This window comes from Proteiniclasticum sp. C24MP (assembly GCF_043951855.1).
Lineage (GTDB): Bacteria > Bacillota > Clostridia > Clostridiales > Clostridiaceae > Proteiniclasticum.
In genome coordinates, this window is record NZ_JBINJW010000001.1 from 487,745 (window position 1) to 508,591 (window position 20,847).

Below are 20,847 nucleotides of genomic sequence, written 5' to 3' on the forward strand. Positions count from 1 at the left end.
AGCGTCAGAGAATTATGTATGTCTGTTTCTAAGGAGGAAAAAATCAATGGAAGACAAGAAGATCACATGCAGAGACTGCAACAACGAATTCATATTCACAGTAGGTGAGCAGGAATTCTACAAGGAAAAGGGATTCGAAAACGATCCTGTTAGATGCCCAGATTGCAGAAGAGCAAGAAAAGCAGAAAGATTTAACAGATAATCTTAAAAGACAAAGCAGTTGCGCAAGCAGCTGCTTTATTTTTATGTGCTAAAGCACAAGAAGGCAGTTTCCTATATGGGAAGCTGCCTTCTTGTTATTCCGGAACACTCCATTGATACTGCAACATGTCAGTACGATCTGAAATAAGTTCATATCCCGATAAGGATGACGCACTTAAAGATCACTGTCGATTCTATCAAGAGGAAGCACTCTCAGCACAATCTTCCCTTCAATCCGATCTATGGATATACTCCCGAAACTTCTGCTGTCATTGCTTTTTCCGGGAAGTCTATTATCGCCCATCACAAACAGCTCATTTTCTGAAACAATATAATCGTCCCCGAAAAACAGAGTTTCCGTAAATGCATGCTGATCAATATAAGGTTCTTCGATGATTTCATCATTTACATGGACCTTGCCATCTGAAATGGTAATCTTATCTCCTGGCAGACCTATGACTCTTTTGATGAAATACTTATCCTCATTTTCAAGCGGGGATTCAAACACAATGATATCCCCTCTCCTGTACTCTTCAGTTTTCAGTATTGTTTCATATTTCTTCACGATGAGCCTGTCATTTTCATGAAGTGTCGGATACATGGAGCTGCCTTTCACCACTGCAGAGCTGAAAAGAAATGTTGTGACAAACAGCGCTGTCAGAAGACCGACGATCATTGATTTCATCCACTCAGTGACGATACTTCTAAATTTCGCATCGGATTGTTCTGATTCAGTTTTCATCTCATCCTCCTATCCCAATGGTTCCATTCTAAAACATACATTACCACTTTTCTTGTTATATATAGTATACTACACTCACAGATCGGATCTACACCATTGGCTTAACTATTCCAGTTTAATTCTTAAAACATGTACAGGTATCTAAGGGATAAGACCTTCTTATGATCCCTGAATATTCTATCCGTTCTGATGCTCTACCCTGTAATTCACAATCTCACGGATGAGCTCCTCCGGAAGAGGTTTATTCAGCGGAAACTGTATGGTACCTTTAGACGTCTTGTACTGCGTGAGTTTCTCTTTGAAGGCTGTGATCCCTTCCGGCTGTGGATAAAATCCGATGTGTTTCCTGAATCCGGCAAAATGGACCAGCCACTTTCCATGAAGATCATAGGTGGGGATGCCCATACAGATTCGTTCACTGGCTTCCGGTGCCAGCTCTTTGATGATTTCTCTCATTTTAGTCAGCCTCTGCTGAACTTCTTCCGGAAAGTTCTCGATATACTTTTCCACTTCATTCATATCCGCTACGCTCCTTTTCTTGTCTTCCTGATTTTCACTCTCAGATACACTTACAGGCAGCTAGGCACTTTCCGCAATCACGAAACGCTGCCTCTATGCTTTATATGGCATATCGTGTTAGCGCATCCGTCACAATTGTTTATCATGCTATAATACCCTTAACGATACGTGTTCCGGTCCCCTTTCTCAAAAGTATCATTGATATTGAATCAGGTTTTTCATTCATTTTAGCAGTATTGCACTGAACTTACCAGACGCAGCATATTTGAAGAAGGATTCCTTATCCATGATGAAAGAGGTGTAAGATGAAAGCGAAATATATTATACTGATGATTCTTGTTTTTGCAGCGGTTCTACTACTTGCCACTATTGATTTAAACAGCACAGCTCCGGCAGCTGTAAATGCAAGTCTTACGAAAGACTATAACGAAGAGGACGTAGAGACCATCTATCTGGCTGGCGGATGCTTCTGGGGTGTTGAGGAGTATTTCCAGAGAATCAACGGTGTTGTGGATGCAGTTTCAGGCTATGCCAACGGAAATACAGAGAACCCCTCCTATGAAGATGTCGTCAGTAAGGATACGGGGTTTGCTGAAACTGTAGAGGTGAAGTATGACCCGAGTAAAATAGACTTAACCGATCTGCTTCTCTATTACTTCAAAGTGGTAGACCCGACCTCCGTAGACAGGCAGGGTAATGATATAGGAAATCAGTACCGAACCGGTATCTACTATGTGGATGACACTCAGATCGAAGAGATTGAAAAAGTCATCGCCGTGGAACAGAAGAAATACGAAGAAGACATCGTAGTTGAAGTGACTTCCCTAAAGAATTTCTATGTAGCTGAAGAATATCATCAGGACTATCTTCAGAAGAATGTGAATGGTTACTGCCATATTGACCTTTATGAAGCGGAAACTGAAGTGGAAAGAGATGAATCCTTGGGCGAAAGAACGCTTCAACCAGAACCTGCTGATAATGAATAAATTAAGAAATGAACCCTGAAAGACATAGAGACGAATCAAAGGCCGATGAAACGCATTCATCGGCCTTTTAGCTTTGAGAACCTATGGGACTATATATTGATCAGAATAAGGGCTATGACAGTCAGGAGGATGGCCACCTGGTTTTTTCTCGATACTTTCTCCTTAAACAGCAGAAATCCACCTATATTGATCAGCACAATACTCCCCGCACTGTATACAGGAAACGCCACTGAGGTGTTGATCGTGTCCAGGGAGAGAATCAGAAAATAGGAGGAAAACAGATTCGGGATACCCACAGCAATTCCCGTTAGGAGATCCTTCCTCGTTACTTTTCTTTTTTCTCTCACCGTATAATATGCACTGATGGAAAAAGCCACGAAGAACACCGCAAAAAGAAACAGATCCTTATACTCATTCAGTCCATACTTCTGGTAGATCTTCGTTGAAAATTCCGCCAGCCCGCCGAAAACGAAGAGCAGCATGATGATCGGTTTGAAATCCAATTTCTCCAGGGATTTCGGAGAGAGATTCACAATGAGGATGGACACCAGGGACAATGCGATGCCCACCACCTGAATGGCCGTGGGAAATTCTTTCCAGACAAGAACAGAAAACAGCATGGGAATCAGAATACCCAGCTTTGCAATGGTACCCGATATGCCCACTCCATATTCCTTCACGCTTTTCTGATAGTAGATGAAGGACAGGAAAAAGAACGCTCCTGCCACCGAACCGATGATAAGTCCCCACAGAAGGCTTCCATAGGGAGTCAGTAGATCCTGTTTTCCCGAGAAGACCAGACTGAAATCCTCCAGGAAGGAGATTTCCTTATCTATGCCTGTCAGTAAGCCTCTCAGGAGAATCATGAGAAGACTCACCATGAATGCTGTGAAGTAATTGGTGCTGGTGATTGCGTATCTGTTGGTATTGCTGCTTTCCGAATACTTGAAAATCAGTGCGATGGATGCGCTGCAGATGATTGCCAAAGCTAAATAAACCATGTTTCCTCCAAAGTGAACGTCTAATTTGATCTATGAGCTGATTATACCATTTTATCCGATCCAGTCTGCTTCTTCCAGTCAGATATTGTTCACTGAGTTCTAAGCCACCCTACCGACGGCTCCTCTCTTCAGTGCAGAAGATGGCCTTTCAGCCCCATCTCATAGGGGGGGATGGACCGAGGCTTACAATGAAAACCATAGGTTCCACAAGAAACTGATGTTATACTTATACATAATAGTACAAGTCAGGAGTGAAATGATGTTTACTTTAGTCAGAAAAGTGGATCTGAATTATACCACCAATAGAATCATCGTATTATTTTCGCTGATCACAGGAGTTCTAGGCTATCTGATGACGGACTCTTTTTCATCAGGTCTGTCCATAGCGGGTGGCACATTTCTCACATGGGCGCTCACCAGAGAAGTGGACCCGAAATATGAATACGCTGCTTTTTTAAGTGCTGCACTCAGCCTTGTGAACCTGTTCTACTTTGAAAGTCTGAATCTGCTCGTCCTCTTCTGGATTATTCTTCTTCTGAGAATGATCAGTGGCGTGTGCGGTAAAAGCCTCACACTAGTCGATTTTATCGTGGTATTCGGATTCAGCGTATACTTATCTGTCCGCAGCGAAAACAGCGTTTACCTGATTCCCTTTCTCATCGCTTCGGTTTCTCTCCTATTCTATAAAGAAAAACCCCGCACATCACTGGTTTTTTCTGTCCTTACCGCAGCAGTCTTTCTCATGGAAAGCTTTCACTTCAATTTTCTTTCCATTTCAGAGCCTTTTGTTTCCCCCAGGATTGATCTCCTGCTGAGGTTGGTGCTCATTCTGTTTCCGGCCTTTACCCCTTCCAGCAGGATTGCCGGTGTTCTGGATGACAGAGGAACCCCTGTACATGTGAAGAGAATGAACTTCTCCCAGAGGATTTTCTCATTTATTGTTCTGCTGCTTTATCTGTTTCCGGGTATAGGACTGAATAACCTCATCATCTATTATTCCATACTCGCAGCTGTTGCAGTATACCCTCTGATCGGCAGAAAGACCGTTCAGAGTCAATGATTTCTTCCTGTTCTTTCATACCTTCTCACAAGTTGAACCAGGATCCACATACTCTCAAGTGCGTGACACCCGAACAGATCTTTTTCCACAGGGCTAGATGCTTGAAAAAAGTTATAGGATAATTAAGGACATTGACGTATAATGTAAAAGATTAACATCAGGGCACTCAATGGAATACACTACTCCATCTATGCCCTCATTGGAGGAAAAATGATTAAAATAATGGCAGACTCAACCTGCGACCTTTCAGATGATATTCTAGAACAATATGATATCAGTATTGCGCCCCTCACCGTCACCATGGATGGAAAGACCTACCTGGACCGGGTAGACATCACCGCGGATGAATTCTACAGCATGATGGAAAACCTGGAGAATCCACCGACCACCGGCATGCCAAGTCCTGCATCCTATCTGGACATCATGAAGGAAGCCGTTACGACAGGACATGATGAGATCCTGTGCATCTGCATGTCCAGCGGCACTAGTGGTGCCTATCAGTCCGCGGTCCTTGCCAAGGATTATTTCTATGAGGAGTTCCCGGATTCCAAAGTGAAGATTCATGTGGTGGATTCAAAGTCCATGAGCCACGGCAGTGGATGGCTTCTTATGAAAAGCGCAAGGCTTCGTGAAAAAGGTGCAAGTTTTCAGGAGCTTATCGACTTCAACGAAACCTATAAGATCAACGTGAAGCACTTTCTCACAGTGGACGATCTCAACCATCTCATCCGTAGCGGAAGACTTTCCGGTGCCAGCGCCATCATCGGCAAGATGCTGAAGCTGAAGCCCATCATGTCCATGAAGGAAGGAAAAGGCTCCATCGTGGCAAAGGAAAGAGGAAGAAGAAAAGTCCTGGCACACTACATCAATGAATTCAAAAAGAGAAACGATGAAGCGCTGACGGATTTCATCATCATCGGCTATACCACCGATAAGAGCTATGCCGACAACCTTAAATCGAAATTTCTGGAAGAGACTTCTTTCAAAGGCGATATCTACATGATGCAGATGGGCGTCGCAGTAGGAACCCATGTGGGTCCCGGCGGACTCTCCCTCTTCTTCATGGAGACCGGTCACCATAAGGACAATCTGCTGATCAATGAAGTGGAAGCCCTCATGGAAAGAAAGAATCAGTTCCTGAAGAAATTCTCCAACAAGTAATCCATGAAATAAGACCTGGGAAAGTTCAAGATAAGACTTTGAACTTTCCCAGGTCTGTTTTTTTCCTCAGGACTTCATACGTAATCAGGACAGACTAATTGGGATCATGTTTCATATTCCCTGAGCAGCTCCACATAGAACCGGATCATACTGAAAAGATTATCCACATGAATTCTTTCATTGGTGGAATGAATGGAATCCAGATCTTCCTTCGTCATTCTGACGCAGGAAAAGCGCAGGATGTTTTCAGACACACATTCATATTTTCTCGAATCACTCCCACCAGCCATGAGATACGGAAGCACCTTCGCATCCGGATGGACCTTCAGGGCATTGCGCTCGATGGTCTTGAAAGCCTCCGAATCATGGGGAGAGATGGAAGACGCCTCTTCCTTCACAAGCACTTCATAGGACAGATCCAGATCCCTGTTCACCTTCTTCATGTGACTGAGCACATCCTGAAAGGTATCCCCTGGAAGAATACGCACATTGACATAGACTGATGCCTCCTGAGGCATCACATTCATGGCGGACCCTGCCTTTGCCATGGTCATGGCCATGGTGGTTCTCACCATGGAGTTCATGACACCACTCGACGAGAGTATTTTCGCAAGCACCGGGAAAGTCAGATCCGCATGCCTTAAAAGAATACCTTTGACGCCTAAAAATGGTGCCATACCATGAAGCATTCCCCTCACCGGTGCAGTGAGTCTGGGTCTCATGGGGTTTTTCATGAGATTTCGCACCGCCTGGGAAAGAACCTCTATAGACGAACCCTTTTGGGGCATGGAGGAGTGTCCTCCATCGCCATAGGCGGTGATTCTGATCATGGAAGAGCCTTTTTCGGCCACGCCTATGAGGGCCAAAGGCGTCTTGACTCCTTCCACCGTGTTCAGAACCACTGCGCCGCCTTCATCCAGAACCAGATCAAAGCGGAGTCCTTTTTCTCTGAAATGTTCCGCTATGGCCCTGGCTCCCCTTTCACCGCCGATTTCCTCATCAAAGCCTATGGCCACATAAATATCCCTGCCCGGTTCATACCCTTCGTGAAGAAGCGCTTCCAGAGATTCCATGATGGAGATCACCTGATTCTTGTCGTCCATGGCGCCTCTTCCGTAAATATGATGCGCATGCACTTCTCCACCGAAGGGATCTCTCTCCCAATCCATCATCGTATTTTCTTCCACGGGCACCACATCATAGTGCCCCAGAAGAAGAACGGGAAGATGAACCTTCTCTATTCCTTTCAGATGATACACCGGACTATATGTATTGATCATGGTAAGCTCCATTTTTTCATGAACCATGGGGTAGGTTCTTTTCAGAAAAGCAAGAAACGCATCATATTCCCTGAAATCCACAGAATCCTCTTCTATGCTGGAGATGGTGCGATACGTCAGCGCCTCCTTAAGATGCTCTACTGCAAGAGTTCTGTCTTCTTGTGTCATGCCATATCCTCCTAAAACGGTCCGTAGCCGAAATTATTCGCCAGAAAGAGAAACCCTAACGTCACAAGAAATACCACAAGCTGAATCTTTATGGACCACCTGATCCATTTCGGATAACTCACCACAGTGAGCCCGAGGGCAATCATCAGTGTAGGGTTCGTAGGAAACAGAAGATTGCTGAATCCGTCTCCGAAGCAGAATGCCAGTATGGTGGTCTGCCTTGTGATGCCTATCAAATCGGTCAATGGAAGCACAATGGGCATCACAAGAAACGCTTTGGCTGAACCGGACCCGATGAAGAAATCCAGTACGAGAATCAGAAGATACAGCCCAAGAACCGCAAGGTTCGGACTGAGTCCTTCCATATAACCTGATGCATAATAAAGAATGCTGTCCATGACGAGCCCTTTTGTCATGATGTGCTTGATGCTCATAGCCATGAGTATCAGAACCACTGCAGGAAGCATGGAGAGAAGACCTTTGTAGAGATCTTTCAGAAGATCACCGAAGGTCCCATATTCGCTCATGATGCCACCAAGGATTCCAGCCACAAGAAAAATCACAGCCACAAGCGGCAGTGTGATGAGAGAGAGCTCTGGAATGAAGAATCCCAGGAGAATGGTCAAAACCATAAGGCCCATGAACGCTACGTAGACTTTCACCGCTTTCTTCAGTTTCTCATTTCCCAGAAGAGATTCCTTTTCATCAAAAGTAAACCTGCTTTTCACGGCACGGTCTTCCTGATAGACCAGAGATGCTGAAGGCCTTTTTTCTATTTTCCTTGCATAGAAATAGAGAAATCCATATAGAATCAGATAGATGGTCACAAAAATCAGTACACGATACCCGGTCCCTGAATAAGCCGGAAGATCTGCAAGGGTCTGGGCGACACCCAGGGTGAAGGGATTGAAGATCGCAGCCGCAAAGCCGAAGCCCGAAGCCATGGCACTGATGCCTAGTCCCACCAGAGAATCCCATCCAAAGGAATAGGATAAAGTCACTGCCATGGGCACAAGAACAATGAGCTCCTCGAATATGCCGAAGAGGGAACCGAAGAGCATGAAGAAAAGAATGAGGATGCCCATGAGAAGATACTTTCTCTTTTCAAAACGCTTCACGATGGATTCCATGATATATCTCAATATACCGCTTCGATCCAGTACCCGGAAAGAGGATCCTATGAAGAGAATGAAGAGAATGATGACGATGATGGTCACCGCATCGGATCCGAAAAGCACTTCGACAGGAGCGGTAAACCACCTGTAGATGGGATAATCCGCCTCACCTATGAACCGGAAAGACCCCGGAACTACGGATTCTCTGCCATCCACTGACATCCGTTCATAGACACCCGCAGGTATGATTCTTGTAAGAATCCCCGCTAGGACCATAAGCACGCCAAGGATCGTAACGGATGAGAAAAATGATTTCTTTGAAATTGTGATTCCGGATTTTTCATTCATGATGCTGCACCTCACTTCGTATTCAGTTCTATTCTGATCTTGCATCTTTATACTCTATATTCAGAATTTTAGCATAATCAGTGATGAATGACCATGTATATATCCACTTGTGATTCCCCGCCATCTACTCTGCACCTCTTTGTCACCAGATGCAATCGTATATAGAAATCAGATTCAGTTTCTTCATTTTACATCTTCTTTCTCCTTTGCTACAATCAGACTACACACTAGTTATCAGAAAATTCTTTTCTTTTGTAAGGAGTTGAGGACCATGAAAAAACTGCTGATCTTACTGCTGGCTCTGATTCTGACTGCCTGTAGTGTAGACTCCGTGGAAGAACCGGAACCTTCAGACCCTGTGTTGGAAGAACCCCAGGAAGCACCTGCAGAAAAACCCCCTGTGGTGGATCAGCCGAAGGAAGAGGACCCTTCCCAGGAGAATCCTTATACCGTGCCGGACGAATTTCAGCCTGCTCGCTATGAAGTGGAGGACCCCTTCTCTTCCCTTTCTTTCAAAGAGCCGCTGGCACTGGTCAGTGATGGTGTTGATGACGACAGAATTTATGTGGTGGAAAGAGGCGGAACGGTCTATCAGCTTCATAAAAGTGATGCTTCATCCCAGAAAATTCCGTTTCTGGATCTGACGGAAGCAGTGGATACCAGCGGTCTGGAAATGGGGCTGTTAGGCCTGGCATTTCACCCTGACTATGATGAGAACGGCTACCTTTTCGTCAATTACACGAGAAGCGGAGAGACGGTGATTTCGAGATTCAGCAGCAGTGACAGGGAAACCGTAGATCTCACTTCAGAAAAGATTCTGCTTACCTACAGCCAACCCTACAGCAACCACAATGGCGGCAGCCTACTCTTCGGCCCGGACGGGTACCTCTACATCTCCTCAGGAGATGGCGGCTCCAGCGGAGATCCCAATGACGAAGCACAGAATCTCACAAGTTACCTTGGTAAAATGCTAAGAATCGATGTGGATACGGAAGATCATCCCTATCTGATTCCAGAAGACAATCCGTTCCTCTATTCCGAGGAAGCCAGAGCCGAAATCTATGCCTACGGTCTCAGAAATCCATGGAAGTTCAGTTTCGATGAAGGACGAGATCTTCTTATTGCTGCGGATGTGGGGCAGGGAGAAATCGAAGAGATCGACCTCATCGTTTCCGGAGGCAATTACGGATGGAACCGCTTCGAAGGAACCAGAACCTATAGAGAAGGTGAAACACTGGAAAATCATATTCTTCCGGTCTATGAGTATCCCCATTCAGAAGGCAGATCCATCACCGGCGGGTTCACCTATTACGGCGAAGCCCTTGAGAGCCTTCAGGGCGCTTATATCTATGGAGATTTCATATCAGGAACCATCTGGGCACTCTGGCTGGATGATGAGGATCAGGCGGAGAATCATACGCTTCTTGATACGGATCTCATGATATCCTCTTTCGGACTGGACAATCAGGGAGAACTATATATCGTGGATTTCCAGGGTAAGATTTATACCCTGAAAGAAGAGGAATAGAACATGAATGAATTTCAGATGAATGAGCATGTATTGGATTTCCTGCTGAGCGGAGACCCTTCCATCGCTTATCAGACAAGAAAGTATCTTCTGGAGGAAAAGGCTGAAGATCTTAGGCATCTTCAGAAAGAGACGCTCCTGACCGGCTTCGGAAAGAGATTTTTTGAAGCGCAGCATGAAGACGGAAGCTTCGGACAGAGTCATTATTCGGGAAAATGGACCAGTACCCATTACACCCTGCTGGATCTTCGCTATCTGGAGATTCCAGAAGAAACGGAAAAAGCACAGATTCCTTCCAGGAACGTGATCCTGCAGCATCCGGCACTGGACGGCGGCATCGCCATCAGCAGCGATAAAAGGAGCGATCTGTGCGTCAACGGCATGTATCTCAACTATGCCTGCTATTTCGGTGTGGAGGAGCGGCTCCTGATTCCGCTCGTGGATCAGCTACTCTTATCCATCCTTCCTGACGGAGGATTCAACTGCAGGTACAATCGGAAAAAGGTGCAACACAGCTCCATGCATACCACTCTCTGTGTGCTGGAGGGCTTTCTGGAATACAGTCGAAGAGGCTACACCCATAGACTGAAAGAAGTGGAAACAGCCATGGAAAAAGCCTCCGAATTTCTTCTGATGCACCACCTGTTCCGGTCTGACCGGACCGGTGAGATCATCGATCCGAAGTTTCTCCTCCTCGCCTTCCCCACCCGATGGAAATATGATATCCACCGGGCACTCTATTATTTTGCCGATGCAGCTCTTCCCTATGATGAAAGGATGCAGGAAGCGCTTCTCCTTCTTAAGGAAAAAAGGCGGAAGGACGGCACCTTCCCCAGAGGATCTTCCTATTCAGGAAATGTGCATTTCCCACTGGAAGAAGGAAGACGAGGTCGATTCAATACCCTAAGGTGCCTGCGCATACTGAAAGCCTACGGCGATAAACTCTAACACAATGCAAGAAGAGCTTTTCCGACCGATCATCGGAAAAGCTCTTCCTGCATTGTGTTTACTATCCTGCTTTTTCTGTTTCACGCTTACACTACTTCACTGAAAAGTTCCTACGCGAACAATAACCATGTAAGGATGTAACCCGTGAGTACGGCGATGAGCGTGAAGGGCACACCGATTCTTGTGAAGTCCTTTGTCGTCACCGTGAAGCCCTGCTTGGTCAGGATGCCGATACCGGCAATATTGGCGGAAGCACCGATGGGTGTAAGGTTTCCTCCAAGGGTTGCACCAATGATCAGTCCGAAATAGAGCACCGTAGGGTCTCCTCCAAGAAGAGAAGCGATGCCTCCTATGACGGGAAGCATGGTGGCTGTATAGATGATGTTGTCGATGAATGCCGAGATCAGCACCGAGAACCATACAATCAGTGTATACACAAGGAACAGATTATCCCCTGAGATCTTCACGAAAAGTGCGGCAATGTCTTCAATGACACCCACTGCGGAAATACCGCCCACAACGATGAAGAGGCCTGAAAGAAGCAAAAGCGTCACATAGTCTATTTCTCGCACTGCGTTTTTGATGAGTTTCTTGTCTCTGTTGATCACATAGCTCTTCACAAGTCCCACTAGAAGAAGCGCCATACAGATGAGTCCGTTGATGGTTCTTGGTGTGTTCGGAATGAAGGATGCGATGATCAGAAGCAGTACCATGGCAATAAGAAGGAAGGATGGAAAATAATCTGTCACCACGGTCTTGTCCAACGCCGCCACAGGCTGCTTCTCTTTTCTGAAGATCCAGAAAAGCACCAGAGTGGACATGACTGCTCCGATCTGCACGATGAAGAACAGCCCCATCTTTCCGTTATAGATGAAGAAGTCGAAGAAGTTCATATCCAGGTGTCCAGCAAGGAGGATGGATGTGGTATCTCCTACTAAGGTCGCTGCGCCCTGAAGGTTCGACGCCACGGAAATGGCGATGATGCTTGAGATCGGTGAAACACCCAGCTTTCTGCAGATGGTCAGTGCCACAGGCGCCACCATGAGCACGGTGGCTACATTGTCCACAAATGCCGAAATGATTCCAGCAAAAAGAGAAAGTGAAACGATGGCCCACATGACATTGGGTGTCTTTTCAATGATGATGTCTGCAAGAAGCGACGGCATCTTCGAATCGATGAAAAGAGATACCAGACCCATGGTTCCCGCAATCATGAAGATGACGTTCCAGTCGATGGTGGTAAGCACTTCCCGAACCGGAATGATGCCCAGAACCACAAACAGTGTAGCGGAAGTCACCGCGATTTTCGCTCTGTGCTTTGGCAGCGTCAGAAGCAATACATAAGTAAGAATGAAGATGATGATGGCTGCAATTTTCATTTTGTTCTCCTTGTCAGTACTGTATTTTAATATGGCCATTGTTTTCCTGATTTAAAGACATAAAAAAAGACTCTTCACCAAAAAAACTCTGGTAAAAGTCTCGCTTTCATAAACTTGATTGGACAACCGGATTTTCATCGTAATGACGACCGTCCACACTCTTCATCATTTAAGACAAAGAGAAGCTACTCCCTAATACTCACCCATTTTACTTGAATTCAGACTGAAAAACAAGCATTGTTATTTTCATGACAATGCCTGCTCCCCTGTTCATTCAGATAGAAGCCAGTGCAGCACACTGATTTCTTCTAGAAATTATAGTTCTGATAGACATAGATGAGATGATAGGCGATGGCCAGGAAAAGCAGAACCGCGATGGTCCTGTGCGCTTTGATCCACAGCCCTTTTCTCGTCTTCTTGTAGGCGCCGTAGCCTCCAAGAAAAGCCTGCAGAATCATGAGCCCTGCTGCAATGGCTCCGCTCACCACAAATCCCCATCGGCTGAACTGGATGTAGAAGTGAACCAGGATTCCGATGATGGTTATGATTCCGAATAACTTATGATACTTCACGATGAAAGACAGAAGCGCCTGCCAGGGTCCTTTCAGCTTCTCATTCTTTCGTATGGACTTGCCCCATTTCTTGTTCACGGCTTTCAAGATGTAGTTCAGGATAGTCAGCACATACGCGATGACGATGACCCATCCGAAAAACGCACCCACAGTTGCATTCATATATTACCCCTCCTTTCTCCAAATATTTTACTTATATTCATCATACCATCTATCCGTGAACAGCAATATTCAGCAGCTCAAAATTAACAAAAAAGTCTTTCTTTGGAAATTATCTATTCTTTTTAATGGATTGAATATGTTATGATATAAGAAAATTCAAAATATTTGCTTAGAAAGAAGGGATTACTATGAAACTGGAAGGTAAAGTGGTGGTCGCCCAGGGTGGCGGACCCACAGCTGTGATCAATGAATCACTGGTAGGCGTCGTTCTGGAGTCACGTAAATTCCCGCAGATCACCAAGGTCTATGGAGCCATTAACGGTGTTCGGGGAATCATCAATGAAGACTTCCTTGATCTGACCCAGGAAACCACCAACAATCTGGAAAGAGTCGCTGTGACTCCTTCCTCCGCCCTTTTTTCCACAAGAGACAAGCCCGACGAAGCCTACTGTCAGGAAATCTTCAAGGTTTTCAAAGCCCATGATGTCAGATACTTCTTCTACATCGGGGGAAATGATTCCGCCGATACTGTAAGAATCGTCAATGAACAGGCAGAGCGCTCCAACTACGAATTCAGAGCCATCCATATTCCCAAAACCATCGACAACGATCTGATGCTGAACGACCATACTCCAGGATACGGGTCTGCTGCCAAGTTTGTGGCTCAGAGCTTCATTGGTCTTAATCTGGATAACAGGGCACTGCCCGGTGTGCACATAGGCGTCGTCATGGGAAGAAATTCGGGATTTCTCACCGCCGCCTCCTCCATCGCCCAGAAATATCCTGATGATGGACCGCACCTTATTTATCTGCCGGAACGCTCCTTCAAGGTGGACACCTTTCTCAGTGATGTGAAGAGAATCTATGATCAGCATGGAAGATGCGTTGTCGCTCTTTCCGAAGGCATAAGAGACGAACAGGGTGTGCCTATCATCGAGAGACTCGGGAGCAGAGAAAAGGATTCCCATGGCAATGTTTCTCTCTCCGGAACCGGAGCACTGGGCGATCTTCTGACCAAAGAAGTCAAGGACAAACTGAAGATCGGAAGAGTCCGTACCGATACCTTCGGCTATCTTCAGCGATCTTTCCTTGGCTGCGTATCCGATGTGGATCAGAGAGAAGCAAGGGAAGTTGGTGAAAAGGCCGCACAGTTCGCCATCTGGCAGAACGTGGACGGCTCCATCACCATTCACCGCACCGGATACTATTCCGTGGACTACAAGCTGAGCAGCCTCAAGGAAGTAGCCGCCAAGACCAAGCTCATGCCGGATGAATTCATAAGCGCCGATGCCAATAATGTCACGGAAGCCTTCAAGTATTACCTCACGCCGCTTCTCGGCTCCAATATGCCTTCCGCCTCCATGCTGAGAGCACCAAGAGCTGAAAAACTGCTTCAGAAGTAGAAAATATCCATAGTAAAGGAAAAGGACCAGCTGCTGCTTCATAATATTGAAGTGCTACTGGTCCTTCTTATTGATATTATAGATGATCTGTGTTCATCACCCTCATGGCATTGATCACTGCAATAACCGTGACGCCAACATCCGCAAAGACGGCTTCCCACATGGTCGCAATACCGAAGGCGCCTAGAAGAAGGAAGATGCCTTTCACGCCCAGAGCAAAAACGATGTTCTGCCAGACGATTGCTCTGGTACGTTTAGCAATCTTCAGCGCTGTCCCGATCCTCTTCGGCTCATCGGTCATGAGCACCACATCCGCTGCCTCTATGGCTGCGTCTGAGCCCAGAGCACCCATGGCGATGCCGATGTCTGCTCTGGCAAGAACCGGTGCATCATTGATTCCGTCGCCCACAAAGACGATTTTCCCTTTACTGCCCGCTTCTTCCTGAAGAGCTTCGAGCTTTGTCACCTTATCCTGAGGCAGCAGTTCTGAATATACTTCATCCACACCCAGAATTTCGCCGATTTTATCCCCTACCGCCTTCAGGTCACCGGTGAGCATGATGATCTTTCTTATGCCCTGAGCTTTCAGCACAGCAATGGCTTCTCCGGCATCGCTCTTGATCTCATCAGCTATGACCAGATGTCCCGCAGATTTGCCGTTCACCGCCACATAGATGATGGTTCCGATGGAGTCCACTTCTTCATACACAATGTTTTCTCTTTCCATCAGTCTGCGGTTACCGGCAAGGATGACTTTACCATCCAGCTCACAAGAAACGCCATGTCCTGCGATCTCCTCATAGTTTCCGACTCTTTTTCCCTGAATGCCTTTTCCATAGGCCTTCAGGACGGATTCCGCTATGGGATGACTCGAGAAACTCTCCGCATAGGCAGCCGACTCAAGAAGCGCATCTTCAGTGAATCCTTCTGCAGCTTTCAGCTCCGTAAGCTCAAATCTGCCCTTTGTAAGGGTACCGGTCTTATCGAAGACCACAGTGTCCACTTCGTTCAGGGCTTCCAGATAGTTCCCGCCTTTGATGAGAATCCCTTTTCGCGAGGCACCGCCGATACCGCCGAAGAATCCAAGCGGAATGGAAACCACCAGAGCACAGGGGCAGCTGATTACAAGAAACACCAGCGCACGATAGATCCAATCCGAAAAAGCTCCTCCAGTCACAAGAGGTGGAATCAGGGCGATGAGAAGGGCCGATACCACCACAAAAGGCGTATAGTAGCGTGCAAACTTGGTGATGAAGTTCTCCGTCGGCGCTTTTTTAGAGGAAGCGTTTTCCACCAGCTCTAGAATCTTAGAGACCGTGGATTCTCCATAGGATTTACGCACGCGGACCTTCAGCAGGCCGTTTCTGTTGATGAATCCCGCCAGCACTTCACTGTCTTTCATGACATCTCTTGGCATAGACTCTCCTGTAAGTGCGGAGGTATCCATGGCGGAAGAACCTTCCAGAACGATTCCATCCAGAGGCATCTTTTCTCCGGGTCTTACAAGAATCACATCATCTATTCTCACTTCCATAGGAGAGACCTTCACCGTCTCTTCTCCGCGGATGAGATTGGCAAAGTCAGGCCTGATATCCATGAGTTCGCTGATGCTCTTTCTTGACTTTTCCACTGCTACATCCTGAAAGAGTTCTCCTACCTGGTAGAAGAGCATCACTGCCACGCCTTCGGGAAACTCTCCCACCAAAATGGCACCGATGGTGGCAATGGACATGAGAAAATTCTCATCAAAGATCTGTCCTCTTCGTATGTTTCTTCCTGCACGCAGAAGAATCTCTCCTCCCACAAGCAAATAGGAGCTTACGAAAAACAGGGTCTGAAGCAGTCCGCCGTCAGGCATGAAGAGAGCGATCAGAAGAAGCGCCGCACTGACCCCGATCTTTGTGATGTCTTCCTTATGATTCTCCCATAAGGATACTGCAGTGATCTTCTTCTCTGTGTTCCCGCTTTTCATGGCCACAAGCTTCGTGTCCGCTTCTATCTCTGTGACGATGCCTCGGATCTTCTCAATCTCAGAAGCGGTGAGCTGTCCTTCTCTGGACTTCACCTTCAGCTTTTTCGTCACAAAATCAATGGATACTTCCTCGATCCCCTGGATTCTGCCGATGCGATCCTCCATCTTCATGGCGCAGTTTGCGCATCCCAGCCCTTCCAGAAGAAATGCCTCCGATGAGAAGTTCTCTTTGTCTCTTATTTCGATATCGGGTTCATGGCTGTGAATGATGCCTGTGACTTTTCCCAGAAGCTCTTCTTCTCTATGAGCCGCATCATACTCCAGTGTCAGGGTTTTCGTCACGAAATTCACTCTGGCGGTGACGCCTTCAATGGCGCTGGCCTCTGTTTCTATCTTAGCAGAGCAGTTGGCACAGGAAAGCCCTTCCAGCACCAGCTCCTTTTTCTTAAATTCCATCTATATTTCACTCCTACTATATTCACTCACATGCTCCATGCCCTGATCAAAGATGGTTCTCACATGATCATCCGCAAGGCTGTAGTATACGATTTTTCCTTCTCTTCTATTCTTCACAAGCTTTGCCTGCTTTAATACTCTAAGCTGATGGGATATGGCCGACTGGGTCATATTCAGTGCAAATGCGATATCGCAGGTGCACATCTCATGCGTATCCAGCGCCCAGAGGATCTTCACTCTGGTAGAATCGCCAAACACCTTGAAGAGCTCCGAAAGCTCCAGAAGATGCTCCTCATCGGGCATTTTCTCTTTCACCAGTTCCATGACGTCTTCATGGATCACATCACAGTCACATCTCTCGATGGGTGTTTTGATTGTACTCATAGAACACACCTCGTTCATTTCGATTAAACGATTGAACAATCATTCAATCGTTATACAGATTATATCCTGATTTCTTTCTCACTGTCAACGGTCCCTATGATATAATAGTGATAATAAGTATAATCGGGAGTGTTGAATATGGATAAAGACCCACGCGTTAAAATCCCAAGATATAAACAGATTGCACTGGACATCGCCTCCAGAATCGCTAACGGAGAATTCAAGGAAGGTTCCAAAATCTTCGGTAGAAGCTCCATGGCAGGAGAATACAATGTATCTCCTGAAACCATTCGAAGAGCCATCATTCTTCTGGAAGATATGGAAGTGGTGCAGGCTACCCTTGGCAGCGGTGTACTGATCAGATCCAGAAAGAATGCGCATAAATACATGGAGAGCAACCAGAGCAAGGAGAGCATCTCCTCTCTTCGAGAAGAGGTTCTGGAACTTCTTTCCAAAAAGAACGACATCGAAAAAGAGATCATGGAAATCATCGATAAAATCATCGATTATTCCGAAAGACTCAAAAACACCAATCCCATGAATCCTGTGGAGATTCCGCTCAGTGATGATTCCCATCTCATCGGAAAAACCATATCGGACAGCAAATTTTGGCAGAAGACCGGGGCCACCATCATCGGCATCCGAAGAGGGAAGGAACTGATCCTCACTCCTGGACCACAGCTTTACTTCATCAAAGATGATAAGATCCTTGTGGTGGGCGCACCTGATATCATTGAAAAAGCGAAAGATTATATGGTAAACGAAGAAATCTAAGGACATGAGAAAAGAGAAGGTAGAAACCTTCTCTTTTCTCATGTCTCATGTAAACTATGCAGAATATGCTCGGATACTGCTGATTCTCGGAAATCAGACCTGGTTTTTCCTCTCTTCATAGAACCTGGCTGAATCTCTGATGGCTTCCATGGATTCTTCCATCATGTTTGAATAATGAAGAAAACCGTGCAGCACACCGTCAAACTCCTTGTATTTTGTAACCATGCCATGCTCTTTCAGGATTTCATGGAGGAGTCTGGAATCATCGACCAGGGGATCCAGTGTGCACCCCATGATATATGTTGGTGGAATCCCATAGGTCAGGTCGTTATGGAATAGATTCCTGTATGGATTCTCCCGATCCTCTTCTCTTGCAAAAAGAGCACCATAGCTCTTCAGCGCTTCCAGAGTCAGCCCGTCATATTCATTGCCATAAAGGCGCATGGACATAGAGTCTTCCAGTCCGTAGCTGCCATAATACAGAAGAAGAGATGTGATATAGCTGATGTCTTTCTCCTTGTCTCTCAGATAGAGTGTCGTTGCGAGACTGAGATAAGCCCCAGCCGAATCCCCTGCAAGCGTGATATCGTTCTTGTCTATATCATAAAGTCCTTCATTGAGTCTCACATGTCGGATAAGCTCCGCACACTCATGGATCTGCATGGGGAACTTCACTTCCGGTGCCAGCGAATAATCAATACCCATGACCACAGCACCGGTTTCATCAGCCAGTCTTCTCATGATTCCATCATGACTGTCGGGACTTCCCACCACAAAACCACCTCCGTGGATAAAGAGAATCAGTCTGTTTCTTTCCTTTTCAATCGGATAATGGACTGTAAACGGAATTCTTTTATTCTCGTTGTCCACATGGGCTCGAATCGTACGGACCATCTCCGGTCCTCCTTCGTTGAAAAAGCTTCTGGATGCCTCATAGGCATCTCTGTCTATGAGGGAAACCGTCTTTTCCCCGTTTCTTTTTTCGGATTCGAGCTTCTCGAATGCTATGACTTCTCTCATGGATGGAGAAATTCTTTTCAGTATGTCTACTTTATTCTTTTCCATTTTCTATCCCTAATCCAATAGGCCCTTGCTCTCAAGGAACGTTCTGGCCACGTCTTCAGGCTCTGCACCTTCCGCATCCACCTGATAGTTCATTTCGATCATCTCTTCATTGCTGATCTGACCTTCCAGCATCAGAAGCACTTCCTCAAGGTTTGGCGCAGTTTCCCCATATTCTTTAAACAGACTGTCTCTGTGGAAGAAAGCGGCGTAGTACTGAGGGAAGAATCTCAGGTCATCCTCAAGAATCTTCAGATCTGATTTCTGATTCAGTCCATCTGTGGAATATACCATGGTCACATCAATATTGTTGTTGTCCATAGCAGCATACTTCAGACCGATATCAAGAGAGACTCCGTCTTTCCATTCTATGCCGTAATGCTCGTTGAACGGATTGAATCTCATGGTTCCTTCTTCATCAAAGAATTCATGCTCTGCACCGAAGACCAGGTCTTGTGTGAATGGCTTCAGGTCGCTGATGGATTCAATGCCATTGGTCTGTGCATAGTCGTTCTTCACACCCAAGGCATAGGTATTCTCAAACCCGAATTTGGATGAAAGCATAAGCCCCTTGTCTTCTTTACCCCTTGCAATGGTCCAGTCATAAAGGTCTTCCCCTTCTGGCACATCACTTGGGTCATAACCTAGAATCGTTGTCAGAAGTGTTCCGTCGTAGCTCACATAAAGATCAATCTCCTCTGCCACCATGGCGTTTCCCGCAGCCACCGTGTTCATGGAATCATGAAACTCCACAGACAGATCCGTGTTCTCTTCAATAAGCATGGCCGCCATCTCGGCGATGATGTCGATTTCGGCAAACTGTCCTTTCAGAATGGTGATGCTTTCACCTTCTGCAGCGGAACTTCCGCATCCCGCCAGGATACCCATGGTCATAAATGCTGCAGCAATTGTTGCGATAATTTTCTTTTTCATTCAAATCTCCTTCTTTTCAATCATATATTTTAAAGTTTCATTTTATTACTATAGAACCTCTTTTGTGCTCATTGACTTGTCTTCGTCAAAATCCAGGGTCTGGGTTCTTCTTTCCTTCAGTCTCTTCTCGATATATCCCATGCCAAAGTCAAAGACAATGGCCATGGCCATCAGTACCAGCGTAGCTTCCATAAGCGTGCTCATATCCTGAATCAGAATGGCTCTGTTGATGACAGACCCCAGTCCTCCTCCGCCTACAACAGCTCCGAATACAGCCGTACCGATGGACGTCACGATGGCGATCCGGATTCCTGTGAAGATCATGGGGAAGGCCAGCTGAATTTCAACACTGAGAAGTCTCTGCACCTTCGTCATGCCCATACCTGTGGCCGCCTCTTTCAGCGCAGGATCTATGCTTGTAAGACCCACATAGGTGTTTCGCACCACAGGAAGCAGGGAGTACAGCACAATACCGATGATGACCGTGGTGCTGGAAGCCCCAGCCACCAGCATAATGACACCAAGCAGCGCCAGCACCGGAATGGTCTGCAGAATATCCACAGTCCATAGAATAAACGGTCTAAGTGGTCTGTACATGTAAGTCAGTACGCCTAGAAGAAGCCCGATGACGATTGTAAATCCTGCAGCCATACCGACCAGATACAGATGCTGAAGTACTCTCTCCACACTCAT

The 20,847-nt window shown here is 46.3% G+C and carries 20 protein-coding genes; 8 read left to right on the forward strand and 12 right to left on the reverse strand.

Annotated elements, in window-relative coordinates; translation table 11 throughout:
• Positions 1–46: 46 nt before the first annotated feature.
• Entirely contained in the window at positions 47–202 is a 156-nt protein-coding gene (locus tag ACHAL6_RS02460; protein ID WP_395268608.1) for a zinc-ribbon domain-containing protein, read from the forward strand.
• Positions 203–376: 174 nt separating this feature from the next.
• Here ACHAL6_RS02460 and lepB read toward each other — a convergent pair whose 3' ends face one another.
• The gene (lepB, locus tag ACHAL6_RS02465; RefSeq protein WP_395268610.1) at positions 377–943 is read right to left on the reverse strand and encodes a signal peptidase I; all 567 of its coding nucleotides are present in this window, start codon (positions 941–943) and stop codon (positions 377–379) included.
• Positions 944–1,120: 177 nt separating this feature from the next.
• Positions 1,121–1,462 (reverse strand): iron chaperone, encoded by a 342-nt coding sequence (locus ACHAL6_RS02470; RefSeq protein WP_395268612.1) that lies wholly within the window; start codon positions 1,460–1,462, stop codon positions 1,121–1,123.
• Between the two features lie 305 nt (positions 1,463–1,767).
• On the opposite strand from ACHAL6_RS02470, the gene msrA reads away from it, so the two are divergent.
• A complete protein-coding gene (gene msrA / locus ACHAL6_RS02475) occupies positions 1,768–2,448 on the forward strand; it encodes a peptide-methionine (S)-S-oxide reductase MsrA (protein ID WP_395268614.1) in 681 nt (226 codons plus the stop codon).
• An 89-nt stretch (positions 2,449–2,537) separates the two neighbouring features.
• Here the strand turns inward: msrA and ACHAL6_RS02480 are convergent, their stop codons facing one another.
• Positions 2,538–3,449 carry an SMR family transporter gene (locus ACHAL6_RS02480; RefSeq protein ID WP_395268616.1) on the reverse strand — a complete coding sequence of 304 codons (912 nt, stop codon included), beginning with the start codon at positions 3,447–3,449 and terminating at the stop codon, positions 2,538–2,540.
• A gap of 256 nt (positions 3,450–3,705) precedes the next feature.
• Here ACHAL6_RS02480 and ACHAL6_RS02485 point away from each other — a divergent pair, with 256 nt between their 5' ends.
• Both ACHAL6_RS02485 and ACHAL6_RS02490 read left to right on the forward strand, forming a co-directional pair.
• Positions 3,706–4,509 carry a hypothetical protein gene (locus tag ACHAL6_RS02485; protein WP_395268618.1) on the forward strand — a complete coding sequence of 268 codons (804 nt, stop codon included), beginning with the start codon at positions 3,706–3,708 and terminating at the stop codon, positions 4,507–4,509.
• Positions 4,510–4,719: 210 nt separating this feature from the next.
• On the forward strand, positions 4,720–5,670 hold the full coding sequence (locus tag ACHAL6_RS02490) for a DegV family protein (RefSeq protein WP_395268620.1): 951 nt from the start codon (positions 4,720–4,722) through the stop codon (positions 5,668–5,670).
• Positions 5,671–5,774: 104 nt separating this feature from the next.
• Here the strand turns inward: ACHAL6_RS02490 and ACHAL6_RS02495 are convergent, their stop codons facing one another.
• Both ACHAL6_RS02495 and ACHAL6_RS02500 read right to left on the reverse strand, forming a co-directional pair.
• Entirely contained in the window at positions 5,775–7,118 is a 1,344-nt protein-coding gene (locus tag ACHAL6_RS02495) for a M20/M25/M40 family metallo-hydrolase (protein ID WP_395268622.1), read from the reverse strand.
• A gap of 11 nt (positions 7,119–7,129) precedes the next feature.
• Positions 7,130–8,581, reverse strand: a complete 1,452-nt coding sequence (locus ACHAL6_RS02500; RefSeq protein WP_395268624.1) for a YfcC family protein — start codon at positions 8,579–8,581, stop codon at positions 7,130–7,132.
• A gap of 271 nt (positions 8,582–8,852) precedes the next feature.
• Between ACHAL6_RS02500 and ACHAL6_RS02505 the strand changes: the two genes are divergently transcribed.
• Positions 8,853–10,109 (forward strand): PQQ-dependent sugar dehydrogenase, encoded by a 1,257-nt coding sequence (locus ACHAL6_RS02505; protein ID WP_395268626.1) that lies wholly within the window; start codon positions 8,853–8,855, stop codon positions 10,107–10,109.
• 3 nt (positions 10,110–10,112) lie between these two features.
• Positions 10,113–11,057 (forward strand): hypothetical protein, encoded by a 945-nt coding sequence (locus ACHAL6_RS02510; protein ID WP_395268628.1) that lies wholly within the window; start codon positions 10,113–10,115, stop codon positions 11,055–11,057.
• Between the two features lie 110 nt (positions 11,058–11,167).
• Here ACHAL6_RS02510 and ACHAL6_RS02515 read toward each other — a convergent pair whose 3' ends face one another.
• Both ACHAL6_RS02515 and ACHAL6_RS02520 read right to left on the reverse strand, forming a co-directional pair.
• Positions 11,168–12,436, reverse strand: coding sequence for an SLC13 family permease (locus tag ACHAL6_RS02515; RefSeq protein WP_395268630.1), 1,269 nt, complete (start codon positions 12,434–12,436; stop codon positions 11,168–11,170).
• Between the two features lie 308 nt (positions 12,437–12,744).
• On the reverse strand, positions 12,745–13,170 hold the full coding sequence (locus ACHAL6_RS02520; RefSeq protein ID WP_395268632.1) for a hypothetical protein: 426 nt from the start codon (positions 13,168–13,170) through the stop codon (positions 12,745–12,747).
• A 188-nt stretch (positions 13,171–13,358) separates the two neighbouring features.
• On the opposite strand from ACHAL6_RS02520, the gene ACHAL6_RS02525 reads away from it, so the two are divergent.
• Complete coding sequence (locus ACHAL6_RS02525; RefSeq protein ID WP_395268634.1) at positions 13,359–14,573, forward strand: 6-phosphofructokinase; 1,215 nt, start codon at positions 13,359–13,361, stop codon at positions 14,571–14,573.
• Between the two features lie 76 nt (positions 14,574–14,649).
• Here the strand turns inward: ACHAL6_RS02525 and ACHAL6_RS02530 are convergent, their stop codons facing one another.
• Together ACHAL6_RS02530 and ACHAL6_RS02535 are read right to left on the reverse strand one after the other, a co-directional pair.
• Complete coding sequence (locus ACHAL6_RS02530) at positions 14,650–17,001, reverse strand: heavy metal translocating P-type ATPase (protein ID WP_395268636.1); 2,352 nt, start codon at positions 16,999–17,001, stop codon at positions 14,650–14,652.
• On the reverse strand, positions 17,002–17,385 hold the full coding sequence (locus ACHAL6_RS02535) for an ArsR/SmtB family transcription factor (RefSeq protein ID WP_395268638.1): 384 nt from the start codon (positions 17,383–17,385) through the stop codon (positions 17,002–17,004).
• A 138-nt stretch (positions 17,386–17,523) separates the two neighbouring features.
• Here ACHAL6_RS02535 and ACHAL6_RS02540 point away from each other — a divergent pair, with 138 nt between their 5' ends.
• A complete protein-coding gene (locus ACHAL6_RS02540; protein ID WP_395268640.1) occupies positions 17,524–18,159 on the forward strand; it encodes a TrkA C-terminal domain-containing protein in 636 nt (211 codons plus the stop codon).
• A 93-nt stretch (positions 18,160–18,252) separates the two neighbouring features.
• Here ACHAL6_RS02540 and ACHAL6_RS02545 read toward each other — a convergent pair whose 3' ends face one another.
• The 3 genes from ACHAL6_RS02545 to ACHAL6_RS02555 are packed head-to-tail and all read right to left on the reverse strand — an operon-like array spanning position 18,253 to position 20,847.
• Positions 18,253–19,224, reverse strand: coding sequence for an alpha/beta hydrolase fold domain-containing protein (locus tag ACHAL6_RS02545; protein ID WP_395268642.1), 972 nt, complete (start codon positions 19,222–19,224; stop codon positions 18,253–18,255).
• A gap of 9 nt (positions 19,225–19,233) precedes the next feature.
• Complete coding sequence (locus ACHAL6_RS02550) at positions 19,234–20,154, reverse strand: glycine betaine ABC transporter substrate-binding protein (protein WP_395268644.1); 921 nt, start codon at positions 20,152–20,154, stop codon at positions 19,234–19,236.
• A 48-nt stretch (positions 20,155–20,202) separates the two neighbouring features.
• Positions 20,203–20,847, reverse strand: a complete 645-nt coding sequence (locus ACHAL6_RS02555; RefSeq protein WP_395268646.1) for an ABC transporter permease — start codon at positions 20,845–20,847, stop codon at positions 20,203–20,205.